Genomic DNA, 25135 nt, shown 5'->3' on the forward strand with positions numbered 1-25135 from the left:
TCAGGAGCCGGTCCCAAATCACTTCAAGCGGCTTCGATTAAGAGGCACGGTCGTGAGCGTTGAAGCCAACGATCGGGAAATACTCGAGCGGATGAGCATCCGAGAAACGAATGAAAATGAACCCGCCGATGAAGCGTCGTAACCGGATTTGGACCTATGTTCGCGACGATCGGCCATTCGGCGGGCGAGATCCACCGACGGCGCTGTTCTACGCCTCGCGTGATCGGCGCGGCGAGCATCCCGCGCGGCATCTTCAGAACTTCGCCGGCATCCGGCAGGCCGACGCCTATAGCGGATTCAACGCTCTCTTCGATCCCGGACGCAAGACGTCGCCGGCCACGCCCCCCTTCTTGCTGGACACATGGCCGGAGAGCATTCTTCGAACTTGCCGACATCGCCCAGAACGCTCGCCGCGGAAGATCGGCGACGACGATCTCCCCCGTTGCGCTGGAAGCGGTTCGTCGGAGTGACCAATTGTTCGAGATCGAGCGCGATATCTATGGGCTAAGCGCCGAGGAGCGGCTGCAGATCCGCGGGCGAGAAGCGCGCCGCGGCTAACCGGCCTTGAGGCTTGGCTCCGGGCGGAATCTGCTGGGCGCTCGCGTTCGTCCAACGTGATCAAGCCGATCAACTATCTGCTCAACCGTTGGGATGGTTTTGCCCGCCTTGTCCACGACGGAAGGATCTGCATGACGAACAATGCTGCGGAACGAGCATTGCGCGGTTTTGCTCTGGGGAAAAAAGCATGGTCTTTCGCCGGTTCTGATCGCGGCGCCGAGCGGACCGCCGTGATGTCCACGCTCATCATGACAGCGCGTCTCGACGACATCGACCCGAAAGCCTGGCTTGCCGACGTTCTTACGCGCATCGCCAACATGCCACAGAGCCGCCTGCACGAGGTGTTACCCTAGAACGGGACGCCTCCTGTATCGACACCCCTCCATCCAAGCGGCGTAGCCATGCACGTCAACAAAGTTCATGCCGTCTTCACCATTCGACCCGAGCGACAATTCACCTGCGAACGCGGCACGCGATGTAGTATTGCGTCCACAGGATCCCGTCGAGCCAAGTATTGCGGATAAGAGGCTCTAACCGGGCTGCCAGCCTCTGGCCGAAGGCGCCGAGAAATTCAGAAATTCCAGGTAGATAGAGCCCGCTTTTGTGGCGCGCCATGACCCGAAGGCCTGCGGCAGCAAGTTGTGCTTCCACATTGGTTGCGGTCATTAGGTTGATATGCCCCATTTCCAATACAGGCTCACGATAGACAATCCTTGTCAACCAAATAACCCACCTAGAGAGTGCGACTCTAGCTGTGAGCTCGAGAAAGCTGTATCGCTGTGGGGTCGACAACACGAGTACTCCCTCAGGTCTCAGAATGCGTGCCATATGCAGAAAGGCTGCGCGAGAGTCTGAAACGTGCTCTACTACTTCCGTGCAGAGGACAAGATGGAAGTGCTCTTCTGGCAATCGTGACACCGTTATGTCGTCCAATACGATGTGAAATGCTGTATCGTCCGCACAGCGCTTTTCGATCTGATCAAGATAAATCCTCTCGCAGTCGGCCACGTATACCTCGGAGAAAGCTTCCTTAAGTGTGGGAACATAAATGCCCGAGCCGGGCCCGACCTCGACGGCTCTTCCATCCCGCTGGGCGAATCTACGAATAGCATCCTCGATCCACACGCGTCGTGCACTATGCAACCATCGGCGGGTGGGGTTGCGCGACCTATACAAAGTCCACTGTAGAGACACAAGATCAGCACTGGTCGCCATGCACGGCCTCGCGGTTATGCGTGCTTTCTGCACTACGCTTTCGGTTGTTCAGCATGAGCTAGGAAATAATAACTCGTACTTCAGCGCAACCTGCAAAACGAGGTAGCTACCTGATCAGTGGAAGACATTCCGCTATGATCAGCAAACCCATTTTGAACGACCTCAGTATTGGAGATGAGTTCGCAAAGTGAACTTCAAGCAGATTGTCTCTGAAGATTGCAGCATCGACGTTCGTATATCTCACATGTTGGCGGCCAATATCTCGCTTCGACAATACAGAACGTAAGCCCTCTTTCGGGGCCTCCTTGTCAGGTGGACCGTTGTGTTGAGAACTAGACAGACATGCTCACAGTGCTCAGATTGGACGGCTTGATTCGGTCGAGAGATGGGGCGGCGGCATCGCTGGTTCGAGGATGAGAAGCTCAAGATTGTCGTTGAGAGCTTTGCAAGGGGCACGCTAAGTTTCGGCGACAGCGCGGCGGTACGGCATCTCACGCTCGCAGCTGCTGCAATGCGGTCGAACTGGGCAGGAAGGTGACCCCGGGCAAACTGGCCGGCTTCATTTCCGGTAATGTTGGTTCCAACGTTGTCAATACCGGCTGAACTGGCAGCGGTGGGCGCGATCGAGATTGAGTTTGCGACCGGGCCGCGGATTCGGAACACGGTCACGGTTGACGCAGCGACGTCGAGGACGGCTTTGGCGGCATTGTCCTGGGCGGCGATGATCCCATTGCTGACTGAGGTGCATGTGTGGCTTGCGACCGGCTACACCGTTATGCGGAGCGCACGGTTAAGCAGACTTCGCGGCGGAATGTCGCGGCCGCCGCGGCTTTTCTCGCAGATCTTACTCCGCATAGCTCTACAGCGAGCAGCTTGTTAGGCGCCTGGAAGCGTCCGGGTTTCAGCATCGGCGGCACCATGGCGGAGAACGCTTCTCGGTAGGGTAAGCGCGTGCGCGCGGATAGACCTCGGTGCTTTGCAGGCTAACGAGTGCGAACCAGAGTGAGGCCTTCCGCACATCACGGGTTGCCTGCAGGTGTGCATCGCGCAGGTACGCTGCAGAACGTGCGGATTGGCGCCTTGCCCGCGATCGTCGGCGCAGCGCGCAAGTGGCGAGCCGGGGAAGTTTGATGGTCTTTATTAGAGAGAGTTTGGTGGTCGGCGTATCGTATGTCGGAACGTTGCGACGGGGGCGCTCATTGCCACAAAGTGCTCGTGAAGTACGTCGTTTGATTGCCGAGGATGGTCGAATGAATGTCATGCCCCAATTTAGAAGGCAAATGCATAACAAAAAAGGAAATATGCAATGGCAAGTCACTAAAGGTGGTTATAGTCATTGTCGGTCGCACGGAATGAGCGACGGGTTGAACAAGCAATCCAACCGGTCCTTGGCCAATACGATATTCTCCTGCTGGCTGACGCAAGAGTTAGGGGGTTACCAAATGGTGACTTCATTTGAAGTTTGGGCTGTCGAGTCGGATCGCACCTTGCCGCGCGGCAATCAGGGGTTCTTCCGCACATTTGGTGCAGCTTGAGCGATTGGGGTTGGATACGTTGCTCGGTCGTTCTCAGGCAGCCAGAAGGACGCGTCGACGCAATAGCGGGTAGCTTGCCCGGCCATACATTTGACGTTTGATGGCTTTGATCCTGCTAATCTGACCTTCGACTGGACTGGTTGTCCAGGAGGTCGTTATCGCCGCTCGAACCGCATCGATGTCGCGCGCGATGCCGTTGGCGAAGCTCTTCAGCTCGCTGTTGCCTGCTTGCGTGATCCATTCATCGAGCTCGGCGACGTCGCTACCGTTGAGAAGGGACACAAACCGCTTCGCCAAATCCGCCGCCGTTGCGAGTTCCGGAGCTTGCGCAAACAGGTGACCGAGGAACAGCCTGGCTTCAGCATCGATTTGATCCAGATCTTGGCTTAGATACCAAGCACAGCGACGGCGCGTGGGAGCTTTCCAGGTCGGGTGCGGTTGTGCTGCTCCTCCCGAGTCTGCATGTGCACGCCTGTCAGCGGCCCATCGCGCAACGGTCACCCGACTTCCAGTATAACCATATTGCTGAAGCTCCCGCCAAAGCTGCTGGCCCACCTGGCAGCCGGAGGCCCACCGCGCTTCGAGCCATGCCTCAAAGGGCGCGAGAAGATGCGAAGGTCTGTGAGGACGCGAGTGCTCCGGCTCGCCGCCGGCGGCCAGCCAGCGCTGAACGGTGCGCCTGTCGACGCCGAGCAGTTGGGCGATCCTGGATGTAGGGTAATCTTGATCGCGTAGGCGACAGATTTCATCCCATTGTTCGCATCGCGCAGCCTTTCGATCCGCCCGCAACTGTGCAAGGCCGGGCGGCCGCGTGGAACTGCCGGTCTTCGCTCGTTGCGCGGACGCCAGGATTTGCACGGCGGCGGCTACGTTGTGACGATGGCGGCCGACCGCGTGGCGCAGGGCCTCACCCAAACTGTTGAGCAGGTGCCAGCGGTCCGCCACCTGCACCGCGTCGGGCGCGCCGCAGCGTGTGCCATCAGCATAAAGTCCCGCACGATCACGCGCGACGACCTTGATTCCCGGCCAGCGCTTCAGCCAGCTCGCAACACTGTCGGCGTTACGATCGGGAAGCAGATCAAGCACGCAATTGCGCTCCAGATCGCAGATGATCGTTCCATATCGCTGGCCACGACGCCAAGCCCAATCGTCGATGCCAACGACGGTCGGGGCAACGAAATCCGGCAAGGGAGCCGAGTGAATCATTCGGAGCAAGGTGTCGCCGCTGATCGGCATGGCCAGTTTGCGCGACAGGCGCGCGCCAGGCTCACCGCCGACCGCAAAGCCGATCGCCAGTTGGCTCTCGCCGAGGCGGGTTGTGCGTCTTGCTTTCGGCCGCACTGTTGCCGGTAGCCGCTCGGTGAATATCCGACGCGGGCATTGCGGATTCGCGCATCGAAACCGTCGCGCGTGAAGCCGGATTTCGACAACCCGACCCTGCCACGGCAGATCGGCTAAGCGTCGCACGTAATGGCTGTGGATGCGACCCGTCTGGCAGCCGCAACAGGGACAGAGCGAGACCGCTGACTTCGGCCGAGCCACGAGCACCACCCCATCCGCCCGCGGAAGGATCTGCACAATCGAAAGCTCGGGGGAAACCAGCGAGCGGAAGGCTTGGAGCAAGGCGAATCACGGGCGTCGACTGCGATTCCGACCTTATGCCCTTATTCGCACTGTCCGTGAATCCTGCACTCTGCACCAAATGTACAGAAGAACCCAATCAGGATGGGAGCGCGCATTGCCTCGCCGAAATGTTCCTGAAAATTGAGTCGTTGCCTCACGTAATTTGCTCCCCACCGAACGCGACGAGTAGGGGCAACGATGAGGCGGCGTCGCATGGCGACGCGGAAACTGACAAGAGCTGTTGGCAAGCGTTACAAATCGTCAGACCGCGCGGAGAAGGCGCGCATTCTGGATGAATTCGTCGTCATCACGGGTGTTCATCGCAAGCGCGCCATGAGGCTCCTTCGGGCCCCTTGAGGCGGAAAAGCGGCGCGCTGCGCGCGGCGGCGGATTTATGACGACGCGGAGCGAAATGCTCTCGTGCTGCTTTGGGGCCTCGGACGGACTTTGCAGCAAGGGGTTGAAGGCGCTTCTTCCGGTGCTGATCGAGGGCGATGGAACGATATGGTCATCTTAGGCTTGAGCCCGAAATCTATAGCAAGCTGCTGGCGATGAGCGCGGCAACGATCGATCGGGCGCTGCGACCGATCCGGGAGGGATCGGGACCTCGGCGACGTCGGGCGGCGGCAAACGCGCTCCGATACAGCATTCCGATAAGGACATCGGCTGATTGGGGAGACCCGGCGCTTGGCCAGGTTGAGGCCGATCTTGTCGCTCACACTGGCCCGTCAGCGCGCGGCAGTTTCATTCAGACGCTTCGTGCTGACCGACATAGCAACCGGCTGGACGGAATGTGAGCCATTGCTCGTCCGCGAACAGACATTACTGAGCACGGTGCTGGCCAAACTGCGCAAGCGGCTTCCGTCCCCGCTTCTCGGCCGGTCTTTATGAACGAGACGCTGAAAACGTATTGCGATCAGGCAAATATTGTTTTTACGCGTTGCCGGCCGTACCGCAATTAACGATAGGGCATTCGTCGAGCAGGAAAATGGCTCGGTCGTGCGGCGAATGGTCGGCTGCCGCCGGTTTGAGAGGCTTGAGGCAGCCGCCCTGCTGGCTCAGCTTTATCGCGCGGTTCGGCTCTTCGTGAACTTCTTTCAACCGCGTTCAAGCTGATCGGCAAGCAGCGCGACGGCGCACGGGTAGGCAAAGCCTATGGCGCGCCGGCGACTCCGCATCAGCGAGTGATCGCTGAAGTTCGCACATCCGACGCAATCCGTATCCACCTGCAAGACATCTATGCTCGGCTGGATCTGGTCGCACTGTTGCGGGACATCAGGGCTGCCCAGGAATCGCTGCCAGCGCTTGCCGATGTAAAGCCGGCTACCAACTCCACCGAACCACAGTCAATCGAGCGCTTCCTGGCAAGCCTGCGAACGGCCTGGAAAGACGGCGGAGTACGGCCGACAGACCGACCGGTCGTGAAGGAAGAGAGAACGTCGCCGCCCCGATCCGCTCATCCGGGCAACTGCGGAACTGCGAACCCTGGTTCGAAGCTGAGCGTGGCGTACCGGCAGCGAGCTTCTTGGCAAGCTGCAGGCCGAACGTCCCGGCGGCTATCCTGACAAACTTCTGGGAACGCTTCAGCGCCGTCTCAAATCATGGCGCAACGAGCAGGCCAACGCGCTCCTGTTCAGCACCACGAGTACGGCACTCCGACGGCACACAATGAGGCAAACGATGCCCGGAGGAGGCCGGTCGTTACGCGATCTGACAGCTCCAAGACCGGCCTCCTCCTCCATTCGGTCGGGGAGCAAAATAGGTGAGGCAACGACTGGGCATTCGGGAACATCGCTACATGAGGCATACGGCTTTCCAGCCAGGTTGTCGCGCTATACGACCTAGCGTGTTGAGGACGACCAATCCTTTGCAGCGCGAGCCACTCGTATGTGATCCGACTGCTTCTCCGCGCTAAAGATCCAAACCAGCCCGCCGAGCGCACCCACGATGAAGTAGACAGCACCGAATAGGATCGAGACGGCGGCACCCATCGGTCTGCGCGAGGCCGGCGTAGCCGAAGGCAACCATCATTGTCGCCTCGCGCACGCCCCAGCCGGCAATCGAGATGGGCATCATGGTGATCAATATGATCGGTGGGGTCAGCATGAGCAGCCGCTCGAAATCGCTTGGTGCGTCGATGGCGCGTGCGCAGCACCAGGCGATCACAACCGTAAGCACGTGAATGGTGAGCGACAGCACCGCAATCTTGGGGCCGGTGCTTTTGTTAAAGATCATCTGATTGGCAATCGCCGAGCAGGCGTGGACATGTATGATCGGCCACTGGCGCTTCAGCCACGCCCAGTGCATGTGGCCGACCAGCAGAAAGCCCACTCCTGCGCCGAGCGTTGCGAGATTAAAAAAGACCAGCGCGAGCCGGCCGTTGGCGTCGCTAATGATGGCGTAGCTCCAGGGCAGGTTTGCGATGATAATGAACGCCAGCGCAAGCAGGCCGACGGCGCGATCAATCAGGATCGAATAGGTCGCCGCGCGCCAGCCTGCGCCAGTACATTTGACGAGCCAAAGCCGAACCACATCGCCCCCGATCGATGACGGCAGCGTCTGGTTGAAGAAACTGCCAATTATATTGTAACGAAGCGCCTTCAGGTTGCCTAGCGGTGCATGGCACAGATCTGAAATCTCGCGCCACCGCTGCGCGCCGATGAAGATCTGGAAAACGGCCGTCGTAATGGCAAGTGCGATCCAGAGCGCGTTGATGTGGTTCAGCCGGAACCGGATCGTCGCGAAATTGATGCCGCGCAACCCGAGGTAAAGCAGCCCCACCGACACGGCCGCCCGTATCACAAAGATCAGAGATCCGTACATGGCAGGCCGTGTTCATTCACATTTCGCTTGACCCAAGTTGTCGCGCAAGAACGTAGGATTGAATAGAGGCGGCACCACGGCTTTCCGCGAGCCAGAAGGCCATCCTCGACCCGTTTGCTTCGGGCGGGGGCTTCTGTCTGGAGAAGCACCTGAAACTACGCGCTTAGCGTGATCCGATTGTAAACTCGTCCGCCTATGCTGTTACCCATCGCGGGCTGACGGTCCGAAAGCTGCAGCAATCTCCTTGTCGTACTCGGTGAAGTTCGCGGCAATGCCGACATTGATATTCGCCGCTTCGGTACCAACTGCAAACCTCGTCAGCGAGTTCTTATGAGGATCAATCGGGTAAGCTTTCACCGCAAACTCCAGCATGCACCCACCGCTAACATCGGCTCTTTCTTTTTCACCGAGAAATGGCCCAAACCCGGAAAGGCTTCACAACCTCCAGTCGCCTCAAATCGTCATTTCTTGCACCACTGACAAATTACGTTGCTTTAGTGCCCGAACCGGTGGTCATCATCGATGAAGAATATAGCAAGGGAATGGACAGTCCTCCTACCAATCTTGGAGGGAGACGAACGGATCGGTCTCGCTTTACATACTGCGTGTCGTAAGACACGAGACTTGGGGCAGCATCGTGTCCAGCGCCGACCGTGATAAGACGCTGCGCGGCATTGTCTGTGCTGCAATGTGCACCGGCGGACAGCGCAGTACGAAACTGCGTCGCATGTTGTCTGCTCGTCTTAACACTACTTTGGCAGATTGTTGATTTTGCCGCGTTTTATAGGATTCCCGAATCAATTTTTCAATGATTCATGGGTGGTCGGCTCTTGGAGGGCTGACCATGCCGAGATGGGAAGACGAACTCGAACGCTGGCTGATGCCGTTCTTGGACCGGCTGGGTCATAAGACCCGGCAAGCGGATGTGTCCTCTGTATGTTGCGGGATTGATCGGTCCGGGCGATCGCAAGAGCGTTCAGCCGATGGCGGAACGCCTTGCCACGAGCAACTACGACCAGTTGCACCATTTCATTGCGGACGGTGTCTGGGATGCGACGCCGCTGGAGACGGAGCTGCTCAACCAGGCGGACCGACTTGTCGGCGGCAGGGATGCGATGCTGGTTATCGATGACACCTCACTTCCCAAGAAGGGTGAGCGCTCGGTCGGTGTTGCGGCTCAATACGCGTCGGCTCTCGGTAAAACCGCAAATTGCCAAACGCTGGTGTCTTTGACGCTTGCACGCGGCGAAGTGCCCGTGATGGTCGCGTTACGTCTCTTTCTGCCTGACAGCTGGACAAGCGACATGTCTCGTTTGAAGCGCGCTCGCGTGCCAGTCGAACACCGAACGCCACGGTCCAAGCCGGAGATCGCTTTGGCCGAGATTGACCGCGCGATGGCAGCCAACGTGCGCTTTGGATGTGTGCTGGCGGATGCAGGATACGGCCTCAGCGCACCGTTTCGACAAGGGCTAACAGAGCGCGGGCTGACCTGGGCTGTCGGTATCCCTCGGCACCAGAAAGTGTATCCGGTCGATGTGAAGCTCATTTGGCCGATCACCAAAGTCCGTGGCAAACCACGAAAGCACCACGTGCCCGATATCTTATCGATTGCGGCCGAACAAATGCTGGCCAGCGCCAAATGGAAAACCCTGAGTTGGCGTAGCGGGACGAAAGGTCGGCTTAAAGCCCGATTTGCTGCTCTCCGTGTCTGCACCGCCGACGGCCCTCCGCAGCGGATATGGGATAAAGGTCAGCAGCATCTCCCAGGCGACGAAGCCTGGCTCATTGGTGAGCAACGTGCCTCCGGGGAGAAGAAATACTATCTCGCCAATCTTCCGGCGGCGACGGATCTGCGCACGCTGGCAGCCACCATCAAGGCACGGTGGATTTGTGAGCAGGCGCATCAGCAGTTGAAGGAGGAACTTGGACTTGATCACTTCGAAGGGCGATCATGGCAAGGTCTTCATCGCCACGCCTTGATGACAATGATTGCCTACGCCTTCCTGCAACATCGTCGCCTCGCATACGCGGGGCGGAAAAAAAAGAATCAACGGGCCTCCGCCTCAGCCAACCATGCCAGCCGTACGTCACGCCATCGTCGATCTCATCCTTCGGCCGCCGCCTCAGCAGTGCCCATATTGCCGAAAGGAAATCCGTGAAAAACAGCGGCGAAAACACAATCTGCCAAAGTAGTGTTAACTTCAATCATCGTTTTCATCGGCCTTTCCATGCTTGAAAGCATGAGGAACCGGGAGAACGCTCGGCTGGTCATGCAGGACCGAGGATAGAGGTTTGTTGCACCAATCCGGAGCGAATCCCTTCGCAGAAGCTGCGAGAGAGATTCACTAGCGGCGCGTGTGAAAGGCGAGCCGCTCTCACCGCCAGAGTGGGCGCCTCTATTATGTTGAGCGGCTCGGGCCGCCCCAGCCGCTGGATACCGGATCGCACCGCGCCCAATCTTTCAGTATCAGAACTTACTTTCGGAAGCCGTAGAGGCCAGCAGGGGTCTCGCCGACGATCCGTCCTCTGGCATTTTGGTCCGGGACGAGCTCCTCAAGCCAGTCCAGCGTCTGCGGATAGGATGGCGCATATGCGTGAGCGGCCGTCAGGTGCGGCCATTCCGACCCCCAGAGCAGTTGTCCCGGACCTAGCTCCCGGAGCAGCCTGCTCGCCGCAGCCCTGGCCCAATCGTCGGGAACGCGTCCGATCCCCGAAAGCTTCACCCATACCTCAGCGCCTGCAGCAAGTGCCAGAAGGCGGTCCAGTCGCTGATCACAGGCGGGATGACGGGCACTGTGCGCAAGTCCGAAGTCCCGGAACACCAGTCGATGACCGTCAGCCAGCAGCTGCTCTGCGACACGCTCTCGCTCTTTGATCCCGCCGGAGATCTCGAGGTGAAAGCCCAGCTGAAGGGCAGCCTCAAGGGATTCTGCCAGTGCATCGGGATCGTCAAGGGTCAGCGTCAGACCCACTGCGCCTGATCGGCTCCACTCCCCCAGAATTCCGGGCTCAACCGGCTGCACGAGGGGCGGAATGACTCTCACCGGTATTCGGGCCTGGTTTGCCTGGGCAAACAGCTCCGTCGGGTCTGCGCACAGGAAAGCTGGTTGGACCAGTACCAAGCCGGTGATCGCACAGTCTTGTGCAGCGCTCTCCAATCGTTCCAGCGAGCCGTCGATGAAGGGTGCCGTCAGGCGGGCCTCCTGGCGGAAGGCGTGGACATCGCAGTCGATCCTCATGGCGCGCCCTCACCAAAGACGGCAACCGACACGACACTCGCCAGCCCGCAGCTCACTCGAAAGCAGGTTGTCGATGGCCGTTCGACCGTCGTAGACACTCTCCAGTTTCTGCTCAAGCGCGCGGCGGACGACGTCTCGCGGCGCGTAGAGGCCACGGCGCTCACCAAGGTCTCGTCAATAGGGCCGCATCCGGGATGGAATGTTCGTGCGCCATTGCAATACAGACCCACTGTCGATGCTCATTTGGCTATTTGCCCACGATTCCCATCCCGAGCATGTTTCCCTTAGCGCGACGCAGAAACAGGGACAATACCGCCCGGACAAAGGAGACAAAATTGTCGGTACGGTTCGGACGAATTGAAGTGCGGGTTCTGTATGTCAGGTGCAGTCTCGCAAGACCTGGAATCCGGTGAAGTTCAAGAGCCTGTGCGTCATGCCAACGACATTTCTCCAGCTCGCGAGCCGGTCAACCGGAATAGCATCTGGCGCGCCAGAATGTCCGGGCAACATCCTCCTCCTGACCGGCGTCATGATTGGGTGGCGGCAGCCTGGCACCTGGCAAGCTGCCGCTCGAACAGATCCATCACGCCGATCAGATCCAGATCGCTGATAAATGTGGTTGGGCAAGGTGGAGGGCTCCGGAAAGTTTGGTCCCGGCGAGCCTTTCTCCTCGCGCACTTCTGCACACTTATGACCCGCGAGTTGGACCACATTCAGATCAAGCAGAACTGTCGCTCCACGCCGTTACAGACTGATCGCCGTAAAGTGCCTCTGTAAGGCAACTCCCATGTCAGGAGTGCTGTTTCTTCTTGCCTGAACGCATCGGCTTTCGACCTTTGGGCAAGGCCCTGGGAGGCGGCGCGCCTTCCGGAGGTTCGATAAATAATTCCGACAAATGGACACCGAGTATTCCGGCAATACGTTCGAGAAGATCAATTGTCGGGTTCTTCTTCTGGTTCTCGATACCGTTCATATAGGAACGATCAATCTCAGCGTCGTAAGCCAGTTGCTCCTGCGGAATACCGCGATCTCCGCGGATCCGGAGCACATTCCAGGCCACAAGCGCACGAGCTTTCATGCGCTCAAGCAGCCATTTGGCTGTCTATCAAACCACTGGCTATAACCGACGTATTACGGTAAGTTCGTCCAGAAGGCAGATGAACTATCGCTGCGCGCAAGCTTCAATGAAAAAGCCGGCAATATCCGGATCTCGAACGCGCCAGACGAGTCGGTTCCTGACGATCTATGGCAGGCGCATCTGATGACCTTCTGGCGACTGTTTGATGTGAAAGCCGACCGTGCCGACTGCAGGAAAGCCGCCCGGATCGTCCGGCACATTGTTCCAGATTGCCGGCCTGCGCGCGCTTGCGAAACGTTCAACAGCCATTTTGCCCGAGCCAAATGGATACTCGACCGCAAATATCGCGCGTGCTCGCGGCGAGGCAACCAGAATGGCAAATCGATCATCTGGAGCTCGTCCTTGAGCAGGCTCTTCCCCGCCCGGGTACACCGCGCAGCCAAAGCATCGATCGGCAACCAGGCACGTCATTGCTGGCGAGGCCGCACCGGACGATTCTTTATGGCAACGGGGACCAAAACTGACGATTGCCGGGCGGGAGGTTCGATTTCGTTACCAGCGAAATGGATGGCGACCAGATGTACTCCGACGGGTGAGCGAATGGGGGCGAACTGGGGAAGACGCCTTGCACGGGATTCCGCTGCCGGCCGTCGCTCGACAGGGAGATTATTTTTGTCGACCGCGACGATCGGTTCCCTACGAAAGGGCTCTGAATACCGCTACAGTCGCCCGGATTAAAGCTTTTCCGGTTTTGCAGGATTTTCAGATAGTGTCGTCCGATCCCAAGGTCGCAGATGTGGCACCCAGCGCTCCCGAGCTCACGGGCTACGATGAGCAACACGCTGTCACTTACATACGTCTCCTCGACGCCGAAGCCGATAACGCTGACTGGCGCGAGGTCGCACGCATTGTGCTTTGTATTGATCCGGCGCTTGAGCCTGATCGCGCACGCCGCGCTTTCGACAGCCATCTGGCTCGTGCCAGATGGGTTGCGCGCCACGGCTACCGCGACCTCCTGCGCCGCGGTCGGCCGGCGGGTGAATAATCAATGAACTTTGAGACGTTGGGAGCTCCGGGTTCAATCCCGAAAGTAGACTGTTCCATCAAGCACCTGGATCAATCTGGATTTCGACGACAGGAAATTATCTGGTCTGGTGCGCTACGTGAATGCGCCGGGAAAGACCTTCACGGGACACCGAACCCGGGGCTGATAGCAAGAAGGCTTTGATTGCGGCCGATTGCTTTCACCCTCAGATACGGGCGCGGTTTCAACCTGAGTCGGACAGGCCGAGTGGTTACCATCCGTCCGAAAAAAACAGCAAACGTCATCCCGGCGGCCAGATCGTCACCCTCAGCTTGCAGCCAAAAGCCTGTCGTCAGTTCCCGGCCATGACATGAGGGGGCTATTTCTTCTTGCGAGGACCACGGGCGGGCTTGCGCCCCTTGCGCAAGGTCGCGGGAGCCGCCGCGCCTTTTGAGGGCTGAACAAAGAACTCGGATAAATGAACATCCAGCGTTTCAGCGATGCGATCGAGAAGGTCGATCGTCGGGTTGGCCGATTGCCGCTCGAGACCGCTCATATAGGAACGATCAACCCCGGCATCGTAAGCCAGTTGCTCTTGCGGAATACCGCGATCTACGCGGATCCGGCGCACATTCCAGGCCACGAGCGCACGAGCTTTCATGCGCCAAGGCAGCCATTCGGATGGCCATCAAACCACGGGCTATAGCCGAGCTATTTCTGTCCGCCTCGCGGAGAATGCGGATGAGCAGGGTCCGTGCGCAAGAACACGGATGCCTCCGTATTCCGTGCCTGACACTGAGGTCATGGACCGGCTGCATGTTGCCGCTTGGCCGCCGTGCCCGGCTTGATCCGGTCCATGATCGTGGAGACATCGGCCTTGCGCTGCTCATGCGGCTTCAGATGATCAGGATGCGGCCGCTGTTGCGTAGATGCACCGACATCGCCCCAGGGACGGGCCGTGGCCACGACCCGCGATGAGCAGGCTCTGATGAGGTACTGGCCTCTGCGCAAACCTGCTATCTGGAGCCGGCGGGCTGCTTGCGCATTCCGCCTGCCTCAACGGCGAAGGAGCTTCATTTGAGTTATGGAGCTTACATCCAGGCCCATCGATCCAGGTTCCGATATAACCGGAAGGCTCGATCAGCCGGGTTCTGCAATCGCGGCCTTTTTGCAGAGCCGGGCGACCCATCGGCAAAAGGCGCGGGCGATTTCCGGATTGTCACTGCGGTCGACCGCATAGGCTCGATATTGCATGCCACTGGGGGTACGCGATCCCGGGATCACATGCAGCGCGCCTTCGCGCACGAGATCGCTGACGATGATTTCAGGCGCGACCAGCAGGCATTTTCCTGTCAGGACAGCCGGCAGGGCAAGGTAATTGTGATCGTATCGCGCCCCCGACGTCATGTCGCTTGCGGTCAGATTCATTGCCCTCAGCCATGTCGGCAGTATGTCGGGCCGGGACGTGACGTTCAGAATTGGCATTGAACGAACGATCGAGAGCGTCTTTCCCATAACGTGGTTTGGGGAGCCCACGCATACGAGCGTCTCATTGTGGATCTCCCAGTCGTCGGCCGGCTCGATAATAGTAAGATCGCGGGTAATCAGGATGTCGAAATTGTCGGATGATGTCGGCGGAGACAACGAGCTGATCACGTCCACGATGACGCCATCCATCTCGGCAGAGAAGGCCTGGAGATTCGGAATCAGAAACGAGTAGGCAAAGGTCGAAAGCGATGTGCGGACCACAATCCGGTTCGTGTCCGACCGGTTGCGCCGCCGCATCCTCTTCGTCGTGAAACAGACCGTGTCAAGCGGTTCGGCAACGGTGTTGGCGAAAAGCCTTCCGAACTCCGTCAACTGGCTTCCCCGGCCCCGCCGTTCCACCAGGTCTGTACCGAGATAATCCTGTAACACAGCCAGATAGCGGCTGACGGAGCTCTGTGTCGTTCCCAATGCGTTGGCGGCACGCGTTACGCTTCCTTCCCGTGCAATGGTCACAAACACCCGGATTGCATTGAGGGGCACTTCATCCTGTTCGGTGGCCATCTTCTGCTCCGGTAGCTTCTGGAATGTGCGCTGCCACGGATGGCCTTTGCCGAAATAAATACTCCATCACATTATTCGATGAGTAGAGCCGGGATCCTGCTTATCAATGCTGTCTCGTGCGCAAAAGCGGCTTCTTTGTACGATTCGTGCCGTGTGGCCCGGTATTCCGGTTGCGGATGCAAATGTTCAGAGGAGCACCTTGGAACGCCGCCGGGTGTGGTTTCCACCACCCAATACTTCCGGATTCGATATCGCAGCACCTGGAGGAGGACAAATCGGGTGACTTACATTGTTCCGGGGCAGGTAGAGCCTGAGCGAAATCCGGGCGCTCGGCATGCCTCTCACGATCAAGCTGGTTACCGGGAATACCGGGCCAATGTTCAGCGAAGGAAGCGAGCTTCAGCCGCCCTGATCTCTTCGATGCGCTGAAGTCTGAAGATCTCCTCCACCGGCAGAATATCCTTGTGGACGTTCTGGACGCCGCCGTCGGCGATGATCCGGCGGAAGGTCTCCTGCATGCAGGTTGCCGCAGCGCGGATGCCGTAGTTGCCGTAGATCATCATGCGGACATTGCCCAGTGCCATGGCGCGCCTGGCGTCGAGATCCGGGTAGGCGTTCGGTACTATGACCAGTGGCGCTGATCCAGACCAGGCGCGCGAAAAGCTCTCGATCTCGGAAGGGTCCTTCTTTTTCGAATGGATCAGGATCATGTCGGCGCCAGCCTCGACATAGGCTTGAGCCCGACGCAAAGCTTCTGTTTCGCCCAGACCCGCAATCAAGGCTTCGGTACGCGCAATGATGAGAAAATCCGCGTTGTGTCTTGTCGCGACAGCGGCCTCGATCTTGCCCTGGAATTCCTCAACGCGCAGCAGTTCCTGCCGACCACCGGCAACAAGGCTTGTGACCTTGGGAAACGTCTTGTCCTCGATGACGACTGCGCTGGCGCCCGCCCGCTCATATTCGCCGATCGCATGGATGACGTTGATCGCATTGCCGTACCCCGTATCGATGTCAGCAACGATCGGCAGCGTCGTGCGTCCGGCAATCGCCCGCAGCATATCGAGATGGTGCGTCATCGAGATCAGACTCATATCCGCGAGCCCGTAAAGCGCTGCCAGTTCGAAGCCGGAGGCCCACAGGCCATCAAATCCGGCTTCTTCGGCGAGAATTGCGGAAAGAGGACTGTGGGCGGCCATGATGTGGACAAGACCGGTCTCGGCCATGCGGGCGCGGAGGCGTCTGGCTGGGCACATGATGAAATCTTTCAGGGCAGAGGCGCGCGGGCGGCAATGTTGCGTTGGTGGATACAACCGGGCGCATGGCACCGGGTTGAAGCTCTTGCAGATGACTTCGCGTAGCGGGTTGATCCCGCCGGCCTGTCTGCGTGGGATGCGCTCAGGGCGGATCGCCGCGAAGCCTGTTTCGCAGACGCAGCCGGCGAGGTCGAAATCGTCGGCACCCTGACCGGGCGCGATGGTATCGGCGTCCCGGTCGCGCAGCAGCTCCCTCATTGTTCTGGTTTCAGAGGAGCGGAAGGAATCGAGCCGTGCTGCATAAAGAAACAAGACAGGGTACCTGGAGAAGTCAAAGTGATCGTTCGATGGTTTCTACCCGCTCCCGGACGGGACAGCCAATCGGGCTATCGCATTTCTGGATCAATCAATCGAAAGTTGCGGCATTTGACGCGTATCTCCGCTCAGATCGTCCTTGCTAATTTGGACGCGTCGAGTCGTCGGGCGCGTCCCTCAGCCGTACCGCAGTGCGGATGCGCATCGTGCAGCGCCGTTGGCACAGAGTCCGGTCCGAACCGAACCGATAGTACAAGCTCTCGCGACGTCGAAGCTGCCGGTTGTTGATGGACGATGAGTTGATGGCCGCGTCGCCTCTCCTGGATGGATTGTCCAGGGCCTGAAATACAAAATAGGGGGAGAGGTGACGCGCGCTGTGCGCACTTGTCAGGTTCGCGGCCGTCGCAGTGCGGACTTGGCGCAGACCAGGATCGGGCCGGACACTGGGCAAAGACCGACGAAAAGTGGCTCATTGTTTCGGCCGTAAATCCGGATTTGTCAGTCGCGGCAGGTTTCCGGTTCAGCGCAAATGCTCCTGTCCCAAAGACTCCAGAGGTATCGGCCCCTCGCCGTGCGTCGCTGTTCGCGCAGATGCATACCGCATCGAGCGGTGCCTGGTTTTCTCTAGGGAGCCGTTGAACTGCCTGAAGGTCGCTATCGCATCTTTCGAAGTTCTTATCGAGTTATTCGATGGGTGTCATCCAGCCGTAGCAGTCCGCGTCTTGAAGTCGTCCCAATCTGGCGAACACGTCAGGTTTCAAGATGGTCTGGAGCGACAGCTATGGCATCCGTGCTGATTGACGGCATCCGGAAGAACTATGGCCCGACGTCCGTCCTGCGCGATGTGTCGCTCTCGATTGCGGACGGTGAGTTTCTGACCCTGCTGGGGCCATCGGGATGCGGGAAATCGACGCTGCTGCGTATCCTGGCAGGGCTCGAGGTGCAGGATGCAGGCTCGATTTCGATCGGCGAGCGGGCAGTAGATGGACTGCGGCCAAAGCTGCGGGATGTCGCGATGGTGTTTCAGTCCTACGCGCTCTATCCCCATATGACGGTCGCTTCCAACATGGGGCTGCCGCTCCGGATGCGCCGGCTCTCGGCCCTCCAGAGGCTTCCTCTTCTCGGTCATCTGATGCCAGGACGAGCGCGGGTCACAGCCGGGATCGATGCGGAAGTGACCCGGACAGCCAGCTCCCTTGGCATCGGCCACCTGCTGGGCCGCAAACCGGGGCAGCTTTCCGGCGGTCAGCGCCAGCGCGTGGCGGTCGGGCGGGCAATGGTGCGCCACCCCGCCGTGTTCCTGATGGATGAGCCGCTGTCCAACCTCGATGCCGGGCTGCGGGTGCAGATGCGCGCCGGGATCAAGGAGCTGCACCAGAGGCTCGGCGCCACCTTCGTTTATGTCACGCATGACCAGGCCGAGGCCATGACGCTCTCGGATCGCGTTGCGGTGATGCTCGACGGTGAGTTGCTGCAGGTCGGCCCGCCCCGGGACATCTATGCGGATCCCGATGACCGACGTGTTGCCGAATTCATCGGCTCGCCTGGAATTAACATGCTCGACGGCGTGGTGCGCGAGCGCGGCCTGATCGATGTCGCCGGATCGACGGTCAAAATTCCGGCCGACGCGCTCGCCGGCGTGCCTCTCACCCTCGGTATTCGCCCGGAGGCTTTTCAGCTCGCCGAACACGGCGGCCTGGACACGCTGACCGGATCCGTGCGCCTGATCGAGCATATGGGATCCGATCTCTTCGTTCACCTCGACCTGCCGGGCATCGATCGCCCCTTGATCGCAAGGCTGCGCGCCGAACGCGCGCCTCAGATCGCTCCCGGCCAGACCATCCATCTCGGCGTCCGGCCGGATCGCGTGCTTCTCTTTACCCGTGACGGACGGCGGTTGCGCCGGGATGTCGAGGCTGACCGGGTATCGCTGGCAGCGATCCGGGAGATTGCCTCATGAGAGAGCCTCCTGCGCTTTCCGGCGCTGCCCTCGAGCCATCAGCAGGTCGGCTTCGCACGTGGCCAACCGCTGCGCGCGGGTGGGATGCGGCGGAAGCACTGGCGGCCTGGATACTTTCGGGGCCTGCCGTGTTGTTTCTGCTCATCCTGTTCTTTCTTCCGGTGACGGGCGTCTTCGTCATTGCGTTCACCGACTGGCAATTCGGGGCGCGGTCGCTTTCCTTCGTCGGCCTCGCAAACTTCCGCGAGGTCTTTTCTGATGCCGGCTTCAGGGCCTCGCTTCTCAATACGATCTTTTACGTTCTGAGCGTCGTGCCGGGTACCGTTGTGTCCGGTCTTCTGATCGCGCTGCTCATCGAAGGCGGCAAATCCTGCCGCTCCTTTTACCGTGCCATTCATTTCCTTCCCTTTATGGCGACGATCACTGCCATGGCGATCGCATGGGAAGCGCTGCTCCACCCCACGATCGGCCTCGTCAACCAGATGCTCGCTGTCCTCGGCCTGCCGGTTGGCAACTGGCTGCGGGAGGAGAATACGGCGCTCCCGGTGCTCGCTGTCATCGGGGTCTGGCAGAACCTCGGCTACGCCATGGTGCTGTTCCTCGCCGGACTCAAGAGCATTCCGCAGGACCTTTATGATGCAGCCGATATCGATGGTGCAGATCACGGGTTCGACCGGCTGCGTACGGTCACACTGCCCATGCTCGGGCCTGTCTCGATGTTCGTCGTCATCGTCGTGGCGCTGAAGGCATTCGAGACTTTCGATACCGTGAAAGTGCTGACGCAGGGAGGACCCGGCCACGCTTCCGAAGTGCTGCTCTACACGCTGTACCGCGAGAGCTTCGAGTATCTGCACACCGGATATGGCGCCGCCGTTGCCGTCGTCTTTCTCGCCATCGTCGTGACGCTTACGCTGGTTCAGGCCCGCGCCATGGACAGGACGGTGCATTACCAATGAGCGTCATCACGTCCAGTAGCCATCGGTCGCGGCGTCGTGTCATTTCTGGACATGCGGTGCTCCCGGCGCGCTTGTGTCCCCGATCCCTGTCAAGCGTATCCCCGCCGATCAGGCCGTCCTGCGAAACCTGCTTGCTGCAACACCCGTTCCGGCGGAACCGGGCTTGCTGAAGACCAACGGAGTCGATTGATGCCTCTTTCGCGCAGGACCTTCCTGTCGACAGCAACCGCGGCCGCCACAACGCCGATCTTTGGTGCCAGTGCGCATCAGCAGACGACGATCCGGGTTTGCTATGCTCCGGCCTCTCTCAGGACTCTCTATGAAGCGCTCGCGCGGGCCTTCATGGAGGCCCATCCCGATGTCAGGGTCGTCCTTGACGGTCCCGCCGTCGACTACGACAGCCTCGTCCAGCAGACGCTGAGACAGAACATAACCAGGCAATTGCCTGACGTATCTCATCAGGGGCTGAACCAGATCCGGCCTCTGGCCGACCACGGGATAACCGTGCCGCTCGATCGTTTCATCGCGGGCGATCCGGCGTGGAAGACGATCGGCGTTCCCGATGCCATGACGTCATTCGCGCGCTACAGCGGGAAAACCTGCGCCCTGCCGTTCGCAATTTCCGTTCCGGTGTTCTTTTTCAACACGGATCTCGTGAAGAAGGCCGGTGGAGACCCTGACAACTTGCCTGAAGACTGGGATGGCGTGATCGCGCTTGGTAAAAAGATCGGCGCCCTCGGGAAGGGGACGGGCGGCCTCTATGTCGAATACACCAACAACGGCTGGTCGTTCCAGACGCTGGTGGGCAGCTTTGGCGGCCGCATGATGAGCGAGGACGAAAAAAAGATTGCTTTCGACGGTGAAGCTGGCCTTCAGGCGCTGCAATTGTTGCAACGTCTCGGAAGGGAAGGTCAGCCAGCTTTTGAAAGAGACCAGGCCCGGCAGGCATTCCGGGCAGGCACGCTCGGTATCCTGTTCGCCGCAAGCAGCGCGCTGAACGGCTATCAGCAATCGGCGGCCGGCAATTTCGGGCTGAAGGTTGGACCGGTCCCCGTCTCCTCGGCGTCCGACAGGCTTCCGGCCGCCGGCAACGGCATGGTCATGCTGACCGAGGATCCGGAGAGGCAGAAGGCGTGCTGGGAGTACATCAGGTTCGCCGTCGGACCGGCCGGTCAGAACGTCATGGTCGAGGCGACCGGTTACGTGCCGGTGAATCTTGCGGCGATCAGCGATCCTGCCGGCCTCGGCAGGTTCTTCGACAAACACCCCGAACATCGCGTCGCCAACCAGCGCATTGCGATGATGACAGGTTGGTTCGCATTCCCCGGCGAGAACAACTCCAGGATCATCAGGACGATCGAGGATTACTGCTACCGCGTGGTCTCGCGGAAGCAGGAGCCTGCCACGGCGCTCGCGAGCCTCGGGAAGGATGTTGACGCGCTCCTGCCACACTGAGCAAGCCGATGCGGCGAGTGCCGTCGAGCCACGCTGTGCGTCCTGGCTTTGCGCGAATGATCAACAGGAAATCAGATCAGGCCTGCTTCACCGTCAACGAACCCCATGGCGCGTTCAACCATGCAGGCGTGTCACCCGGATGCACCCCGGAAATTAATCAGGAGATGTCAGGCATGCAATTGATCGATCTCAGCCGCGAACTTCACCATCGAGCTCCGGCGCCCGCGCTGCATCCGCCGGTCATCATGGGCGTATGGAACGACCACAGCGAAATCAGGCAGGCCGGCGCGACGCGCTTCAGCTCGAAGTCCTGGGCGCTCTCGCTCAGCGACCATTCGGGAACCCATGTCGACGCGCCCTGTCATTTCAACCCGGACCCTTGTGCTCCCTCGATCGACCAGATTCCGCTGGAGGACTTCTATACCGAAGCGATCTGTCTCGATCTGTCGCACGCGCCTTTGAGGCACGAGATCACGGTTGCCGAGATGGAAGAGGCGCTCGCGCGATCAGGCCAGGAGATCAGGCCGCGCGATACGGTGCTCATCGAGATGGCTGTCAACAGGCGACTGTGGGGGACGGCGGGCTATCTGCACGACTTTCCGGGCCTGCATGTCGATGCGGTGCACTGGCTCGCTGACCGCAAGGTCCTGATGTTTGGCGTCGAAGCCATCAGCCCGGCACCGGAAGGTGAGGCCAACTACAAGGCGCACCTTGCGTGCGCGGCCCGCGGTATCACCCACATCGAGTGCATGTGGAATCTCGACAGGCTCGTCGGCAAGGGGCGGTTTCGCTTCATCGGGTTTCCGCTCAGGATCCGCGGCGGGACTGCAAGTCCGATCCGTGCGGTCGCTGTTTTGAACGAGTAGGGATTATCCCCGCCGTGGCTCTCCTTGCGCATGATGCGATCGGCGCTCGCCAGTCAGGGCGGGCTTTGCAGAGTTTCTGTGACCACAGATATTACGCGGACGAGCGCGTTGCTTCTCAACAGATCCCGGATGCCCGCCCCTGCCGGTCCTTCTGCCAGAATCTTTCATTCACTCCAGCACCGCTCATTGCAGCTTTTACCCCGCGTGGACGACGCTGGATTGCGCACGCCCGGAAGAAGAACACCGCACGGCATCATGGGACATCATGGCGACAGTGCCCGTGGCTTCCTTGTGACGGTCATGGCGTGGATGGAGTCGGGGGCATTGGCATGCTGAAGAAGGAAACGATATCCGATCTGGCGAATGAATTGCACGATTTGTCATTGAGTGGTGAGCGGGCGGCGGCGCTGGCTGAGCATGTGACGAGGCTGAATTCGCTTGTCCGCGAGGCTGCATCGCAACTGGCGAGAGGCGATGAGCCGGCGCAGTTCGCCCGGATGCTGGCGCTGTTGAAGCGTCCGGCGGGAGCCTTGCCATGACGGGGGATATCACATTCCTGAGCCTGTGCGAGCTGGCTGATGCGATCAGGCAGGGCCGCATATCGTCCCACCAGGCGGTCACGGCATGTCTCGACCGGATCGATACCTGGCAACCACGGATAAACGCCTTTGTGGCGATCGATCGCGACGGGGCGCTGGCCGCGGCCCGGCACGCCGACCGCAGCCTTGCTGCAGGCCGGATTCTCGGTCCGCTGCACGGCGTGCCGCTTGCGAACAAGGACATATTCTCAAGAGAAGGACGCGCCTCGAGCTGCGGCAGCCGGATTTTTTCGGGCGAGATCGCGACAGAGACAGCGACCGTGCTGCAGCGGCTGGATCGCGCCGGCGCAGTGGAGATCGGAACTCTCAACATGACGGAGCTGGCGGGCTCCGATGCGCCCGGCGAAGAGCCGCTGGGCGCATGCCATAACCCCTGGAATAACCAACGCTTCAACCCCGGCTCATCGTACGGCCCGGCCGCGGCGCTCGCCGCTCGCCTGACCTTTGGCTCCCTTGGATCCTGCACGGGTGGATCAATCCGGATTCCGGCCGCTGTATGCGGCGTCGTGGGACTGAAGCCGACCTGCGGCCGGGTCAGCCGGCATGGCGCGCTCACCCGCTCCTGGTCTCTCGATGCGATCGGGCCGATGGCGCGAACAGCGCGGGACGTGGCCAGGTTGCTGGGCTGCATAGGCGGCTTTGATGGGCGTGATCCGACCTCCAGCGACGAGCCGGTCCCGGATTACGAGGCGGGCCTTTCCATCAGGCTCGCCGGAATCCGGATTGCCGTCCAGCGGCAGTTCTGGTCCGCGGTGGATGACGATGTGGCCGATGCACTGGCCGGCTTCCAGGAAATCCTGGCTCGCGGAGGCGCCACGATCAGGGCGACAGATCTTCCCGACGGGCATCTGCTCTGGGACCTTGCCTCGGTGCTCAGCGATTGTGAAACCGCGACGGTCCTTGGCCGGCATCTGCGCCAGCGCGGGGGAGATATCACAGAACCCAACCGCAATCAGCTGCAGCGGGGCAACTTCATTCCGGCGTCCCGTTATCTCGAGGCGCTGGCGCTGCGCGGCCGCTACCTTCGTGAATTCTGTGACGAGGTGTTTGCAGATGCGGATGTTCTGCAAACGCCGGCGTTGCCTGTTCCGCCGCCGACGATCGATCAGATGCGCGACCAGCGCTTCGCGGACGAATTCAATCATAGCCGCGTCGTCAACATCTACACGAGGCCGTTCAACTACCTGGGGCTGCCCGCACTGACCGTGCCTTGCGGCTTCACCCCCGACGGAATGCCGGTCGCGTGCCAGCTCGTCGGCCGGCCGTTCAACGAAGCAACCCTCCTTGCCGTTGCCCATGCCTATCAGGGCGCCACCGACTGGCACCTCCGGGCACCGCAGATTCACTGAACAGACTGGAAGCAGAGAAGACAACGTCATGGGTGGAACGGAAAGCGGGCTCCTGTTCGCAGGCGAAGAACGGGTCAAGTGCGCCGGTGTGCGGGGGTTGAGGTACTTCAGACCTGGAAACACCAGCTGTCCGCTGGTCATATTCCTGCCCGGCGGGGTGCATCTGGCGCGCATTTCTTATGGCGATCCTTGTTCCGATCGTGCCGACTTCCTGGACTACTGGCTGGAGCAAAAGGGGCTGGGTCTGCTTGCGCTGTCCTATCCGACCGATCACCCTTGCATTGACGCGATCGTGCCTGACCTGACCATCGCACGCTGGGCTGACTGGATCGCTTCCGTTGCCTCTGATGTATTGCGCGAAACGCCGGATCGTCCTGTCGCGGTCGCCATGTGGAGCATGGCCGGTCGCTCGGTTGCGGCAGTCAACACGGCTCTGAAGGGCCACGGAATCGATGCCGTCTGCTTTCTCTCACTGGCCGCCTCTCCGCCGATTGCCGGGCTCAATCTTGTGCAACCGGGTGGCGATCCACTGACGCCGGATGGCCTCTGGACGGGAGGTGTATATATCGATGGCTTTCTGCCGAGCCTCTCGTACCAGAACCAGATCAACGGTCACAGGATTCTCGACGAACGATTGTATCTGGAACAGTATCTCTGCAACACGCCCGTCATGCTTCGCGGCACGCCCCAACGTTTCTCGGGCGCAGGCTCATTCTGGAACCTCGAGGACGCTCATGACGACATGAGGGCCTCTTCCTTCTCCGAGTTTCCCCTGACCGCAACGATCAGTCCCACAGACCGGTCCGACGACGGGCACGCCCTCGGTGACCCGGTTAACTGGACTTTCTTCAACATACAGAAGATCCGGGCACAGGCCCGGGCGCTCGATTTCGATGCGGAGCGATGGAGCAGGTTGCGTGCCCTGACCCGGACGCTTCCCTCGCGTTTGTCCCGGGACGTCGATGGCGGGCATTTCTTTTTTGTAGGGGCGAGGGGAGCCGCGGAAACAGCTCACCATATCACGGAACTATACTCCGAGGTCCGCAACCTTCGCGCCGAAATCAGGGAGCTGCTGGAACGCGCGTAGCTGCACAGGAAGAGGTCTTCCAGAGAGTCTGCAGCGAGCATTCCTGGTATCGTCTCGAGACCGACATTTTCATTGCTGCGGATCCGGAAATGTCGTGGGAGGCCGCCTCTATCGATGATCCGCTCGCGGCCGACGGATTAGGCTCCTCCTG

The 25135-nt window shown here is 60.1% G+C and carries 17 protein-coding genes and 4 pseudogenes; 12 read left to right on the forward strand and 9 right to left on the reverse strand.

Going from position 1 to position 25135, the window contains the following annotated elements; all coding sequences use genetic code 11:
- Positions 1 to 143: 143 nt before the first annotated feature.
- Positions 144 to 911: pseudogene (gene tnpC, locus ACVIHF_RS03170) on the forward strand (IS66 family transposase); the annotation flags it as partial.
- A gap of 100 nt (positions 912 to 1011) precedes the next feature.
- Here tnpC and ACVIHF_RS03175 read toward each other — a convergent pair.
- Positions 1012 to 1773: a class I SAM-dependent methyltransferase gene (locus ACVIHF_RS03175; protein ID WP_456791580.1), complete on the reverse strand. Its 762-nt coding sequence runs from the start codon at positions 1771 to 1773 to the stop codon at positions 1012 to 1014.
- A 1130-nt stretch (positions 1774 to 2903) separates the two neighbouring features.
- Here ACVIHF_RS03175 and ACVIHF_RS03180 point away from each other — a divergent pair.
- Entirely contained in the window at positions 2904 to 3308 is a 405-nt protein-coding gene (locus ACVIHF_RS03180) for a hypothetical protein (RefSeq protein WP_456791581.1), read from the forward strand.
- Positions 3309 to 3341: 33 nt separating this feature from the next.
- Here the strand turns inward: ACVIHF_RS03180 and ACVIHF_RS03185 are convergent, their stop codons facing one another.
- Positions 3342 to 4931: an ISL3 family transposase gene (locus tag ACVIHF_RS03185; protein ID WP_253639277.1), complete on the reverse strand. Its 1590-nt coding sequence runs from the start codon at positions 4929 to 4931 to the stop codon at positions 3342 to 3344.
- A gap of 198 nt (positions 4932 to 5129) precedes the next feature.
- Between ACVIHF_RS03185 and ACVIHF_RS03190 the strand changes: the two are divergent.
- Positions 5130 to 6572, forward strand: a pseudogene (locus ACVIHF_RS03190) (ISNCY family transposase); the annotation flags it as partial.
- 200 nt (positions 6573 to 6772) lie between these two features.
- Here ACVIHF_RS03190 and ACVIHF_RS03195 read toward each other — a convergent pair.
- A pseudogene (locus ACVIHF_RS03195) lies at positions 6773 to 7754 on the reverse strand (lysylphosphatidylglycerol synthase transmembrane domain-containing protein).
- 201 nt (positions 7755 to 7955) lie between these two features.
- Positions 7956 to 8126 (reverse strand): hypothetical protein, encoded by a 171-nt coding sequence (locus ACVIHF_RS03200; protein WP_456791582.1) that lies wholly within the window; start codon positions 8124 to 8126, stop codon positions 7956 to 7958.
- 436 nt (positions 8127 to 8562) lie between these two features.
- Between ACVIHF_RS03200 and ACVIHF_RS03205 the strand changes: the two are divergent.
- Positions 8563 to 9913: pseudogene (locus ACVIHF_RS03205) on the forward strand (IS701 family transposase).
- 315 nt (positions 9914 to 10228) lie between these two features.
- Here the strand turns inward: ACVIHF_RS03205 and ACVIHF_RS03210 are convergent.
- Positions 10229 to 10993, reverse strand: a complete 765-nt coding sequence (locus tag ACVIHF_RS03210; protein ID WP_456791583.1) for an amidohydrolase family protein — start codon at positions 10991 to 10993, stop codon at positions 10229 to 10231.
- A 790-nt stretch (positions 10994 to 11783) separates the two neighbouring features.
- Positions 11784 to 12071 carry a helix-turn-helix domain-containing protein gene (locus ACVIHF_RS03215; protein ID WP_456791584.1) on the reverse strand — a complete coding sequence of 96 codons (288 nt, stop codon included), beginning with the start codon at positions 12069 to 12071 and terminating at the stop codon, positions 11784 to 11786.
- 766 nt (positions 12072 to 12837) lie between these two features.
- Here ACVIHF_RS03215 and ACVIHF_RS03220 point away from each other — a divergent pair.
- A complete protein-coding gene (locus ACVIHF_RS03220) occupies positions 12838 to 13116 on the forward strand; it encodes a DNA -binding domain-containing protein (protein WP_456794059.1) in 279 nt (92 codons plus the stop codon).
- A gap of 358 nt (positions 13117 to 13474) precedes the next feature.
- On the opposite strand, the gene ACVIHF_RS03225 is transcribed toward ACVIHF_RS03220, so the two are convergent.
- The 3 genes from ACVIHF_RS03225 to ACVIHF_RS03235 form a co-directional block, all read right to left on the reverse strand.
- The gene (locus ACVIHF_RS03225; protein ID WP_456791585.1) at positions 13475 to 13756 is read right to left on the reverse strand and encodes a helix-turn-helix domain-containing protein; all 282 of its coding nucleotides are present in this window, start codon (positions 13754 to 13756) and stop codon (positions 13475 to 13477) included.
- Between the two features lie 479 nt (positions 13757 to 14235).
- Positions 14236 to 15144 (reverse strand): LysR family transcriptional regulator, encoded by a 909-nt coding sequence (locus ACVIHF_RS03230; RefSeq protein WP_456791586.1) that lies wholly within the window; start codon positions 15142 to 15144, stop codon positions 14236 to 14238.
- Positions 15145 to 15524: 380 nt separating this feature from the next.
- The gene (locus ACVIHF_RS03235) at positions 15525 to 16655 is read right to left on the reverse strand and encodes an isocitrate lyase/phosphoenolpyruvate mutase family protein (protein ID WP_456791587.1); all 1131 of its coding nucleotides are present in this window, start codon (positions 16653 to 16655) and stop codon (positions 15525 to 15527) included.
- 838 nt (positions 16656 to 17493) lie between these two features.
- Between ACVIHF_RS03235 and ACVIHF_RS03240 the strand changes: the two genes are divergently transcribed.
- The 7 genes from ACVIHF_RS03240 to ACVIHF_RS03270 all read left to right on the forward strand — a co-directional run bounded on the left by ACVIHF_RS03240 (position 17494) and on the right by ACVIHF_RS03270 (position 24984).
- On the forward strand, positions 17494 to 18672 hold the full coding sequence (locus ACVIHF_RS03240) for an ABC transporter ATP-binding protein (RefSeq protein ID WP_456791588.1): 1179 nt from the start codon (positions 17494 to 17496) through the stop codon (positions 18670 to 18672).
- The gene (locus tag ACVIHF_RS03245) at positions 18669 to 19628 is read left to right on the forward strand and encodes a carbohydrate ABC transporter permease (protein WP_456791589.1); all 960 of its coding nucleotides are present in this window, start codon (positions 18669 to 18671) and stop codon (positions 19626 to 19628) included. The genes ACVIHF_RS03240 and ACVIHF_RS03245 overlap by 4 nt, the downstream gene beginning before the upstream one ends.
- A 189-nt stretch (positions 19629 to 19817) precedes the next feature.
- Complete coding sequence (locus ACVIHF_RS03250) at positions 19818 to 21083, forward strand: extracellular solute-binding protein (RefSeq protein ID WP_456794060.1); 1266 nt, start codon at positions 19818 to 19820, stop codon at positions 21081 to 21083.
- 173 nt (positions 21084 to 21256) lie between these two features.
- On the forward strand, positions 21257 to 21949 hold the full coding sequence (locus ACVIHF_RS03255) for a cyclase family protein (RefSeq protein WP_456791590.1): 693 nt from the start codon (positions 21257 to 21259) through the stop codon (positions 21947 to 21949).
- Positions 21950 to 22278: 329 nt separating this feature from the next.
- Positions 22279 to 22488, forward strand: coding sequence for a hypothetical protein (locus ACVIHF_RS03260; protein ID WP_456791591.1), 210 nt, complete (start codon positions 22279 to 22281; stop codon positions 22486 to 22488).
- Positions 22485 to 23897: an amidase gene (locus ACVIHF_RS03265; RefSeq protein WP_456791592.1), complete on the forward strand. Its 1413-nt coding sequence runs from the start codon at positions 22485 to 22487 to the stop codon at positions 23895 to 23897. Before ACVIHF_RS03260 ends, ACVIHF_RS03265 begins: the two co-directional genes overlap by 4 nt.
- 28 nt (positions 23898 to 23925) lie before the next feature.
- Positions 23926 to 24984, forward strand: coding sequence for a hypothetical protein (locus tag ACVIHF_RS03270; RefSeq protein ID WP_456791593.1), 1059 nt, complete (start codon positions 23926 to 23928; stop codon positions 24982 to 24984).
- The last annotated feature ends 151 nt before the right edge of the window (positions 24985 to 25135 follow it).

This window comes from Bradyrhizobium sp. USDA 4506 (assembly GCF_054058795.1).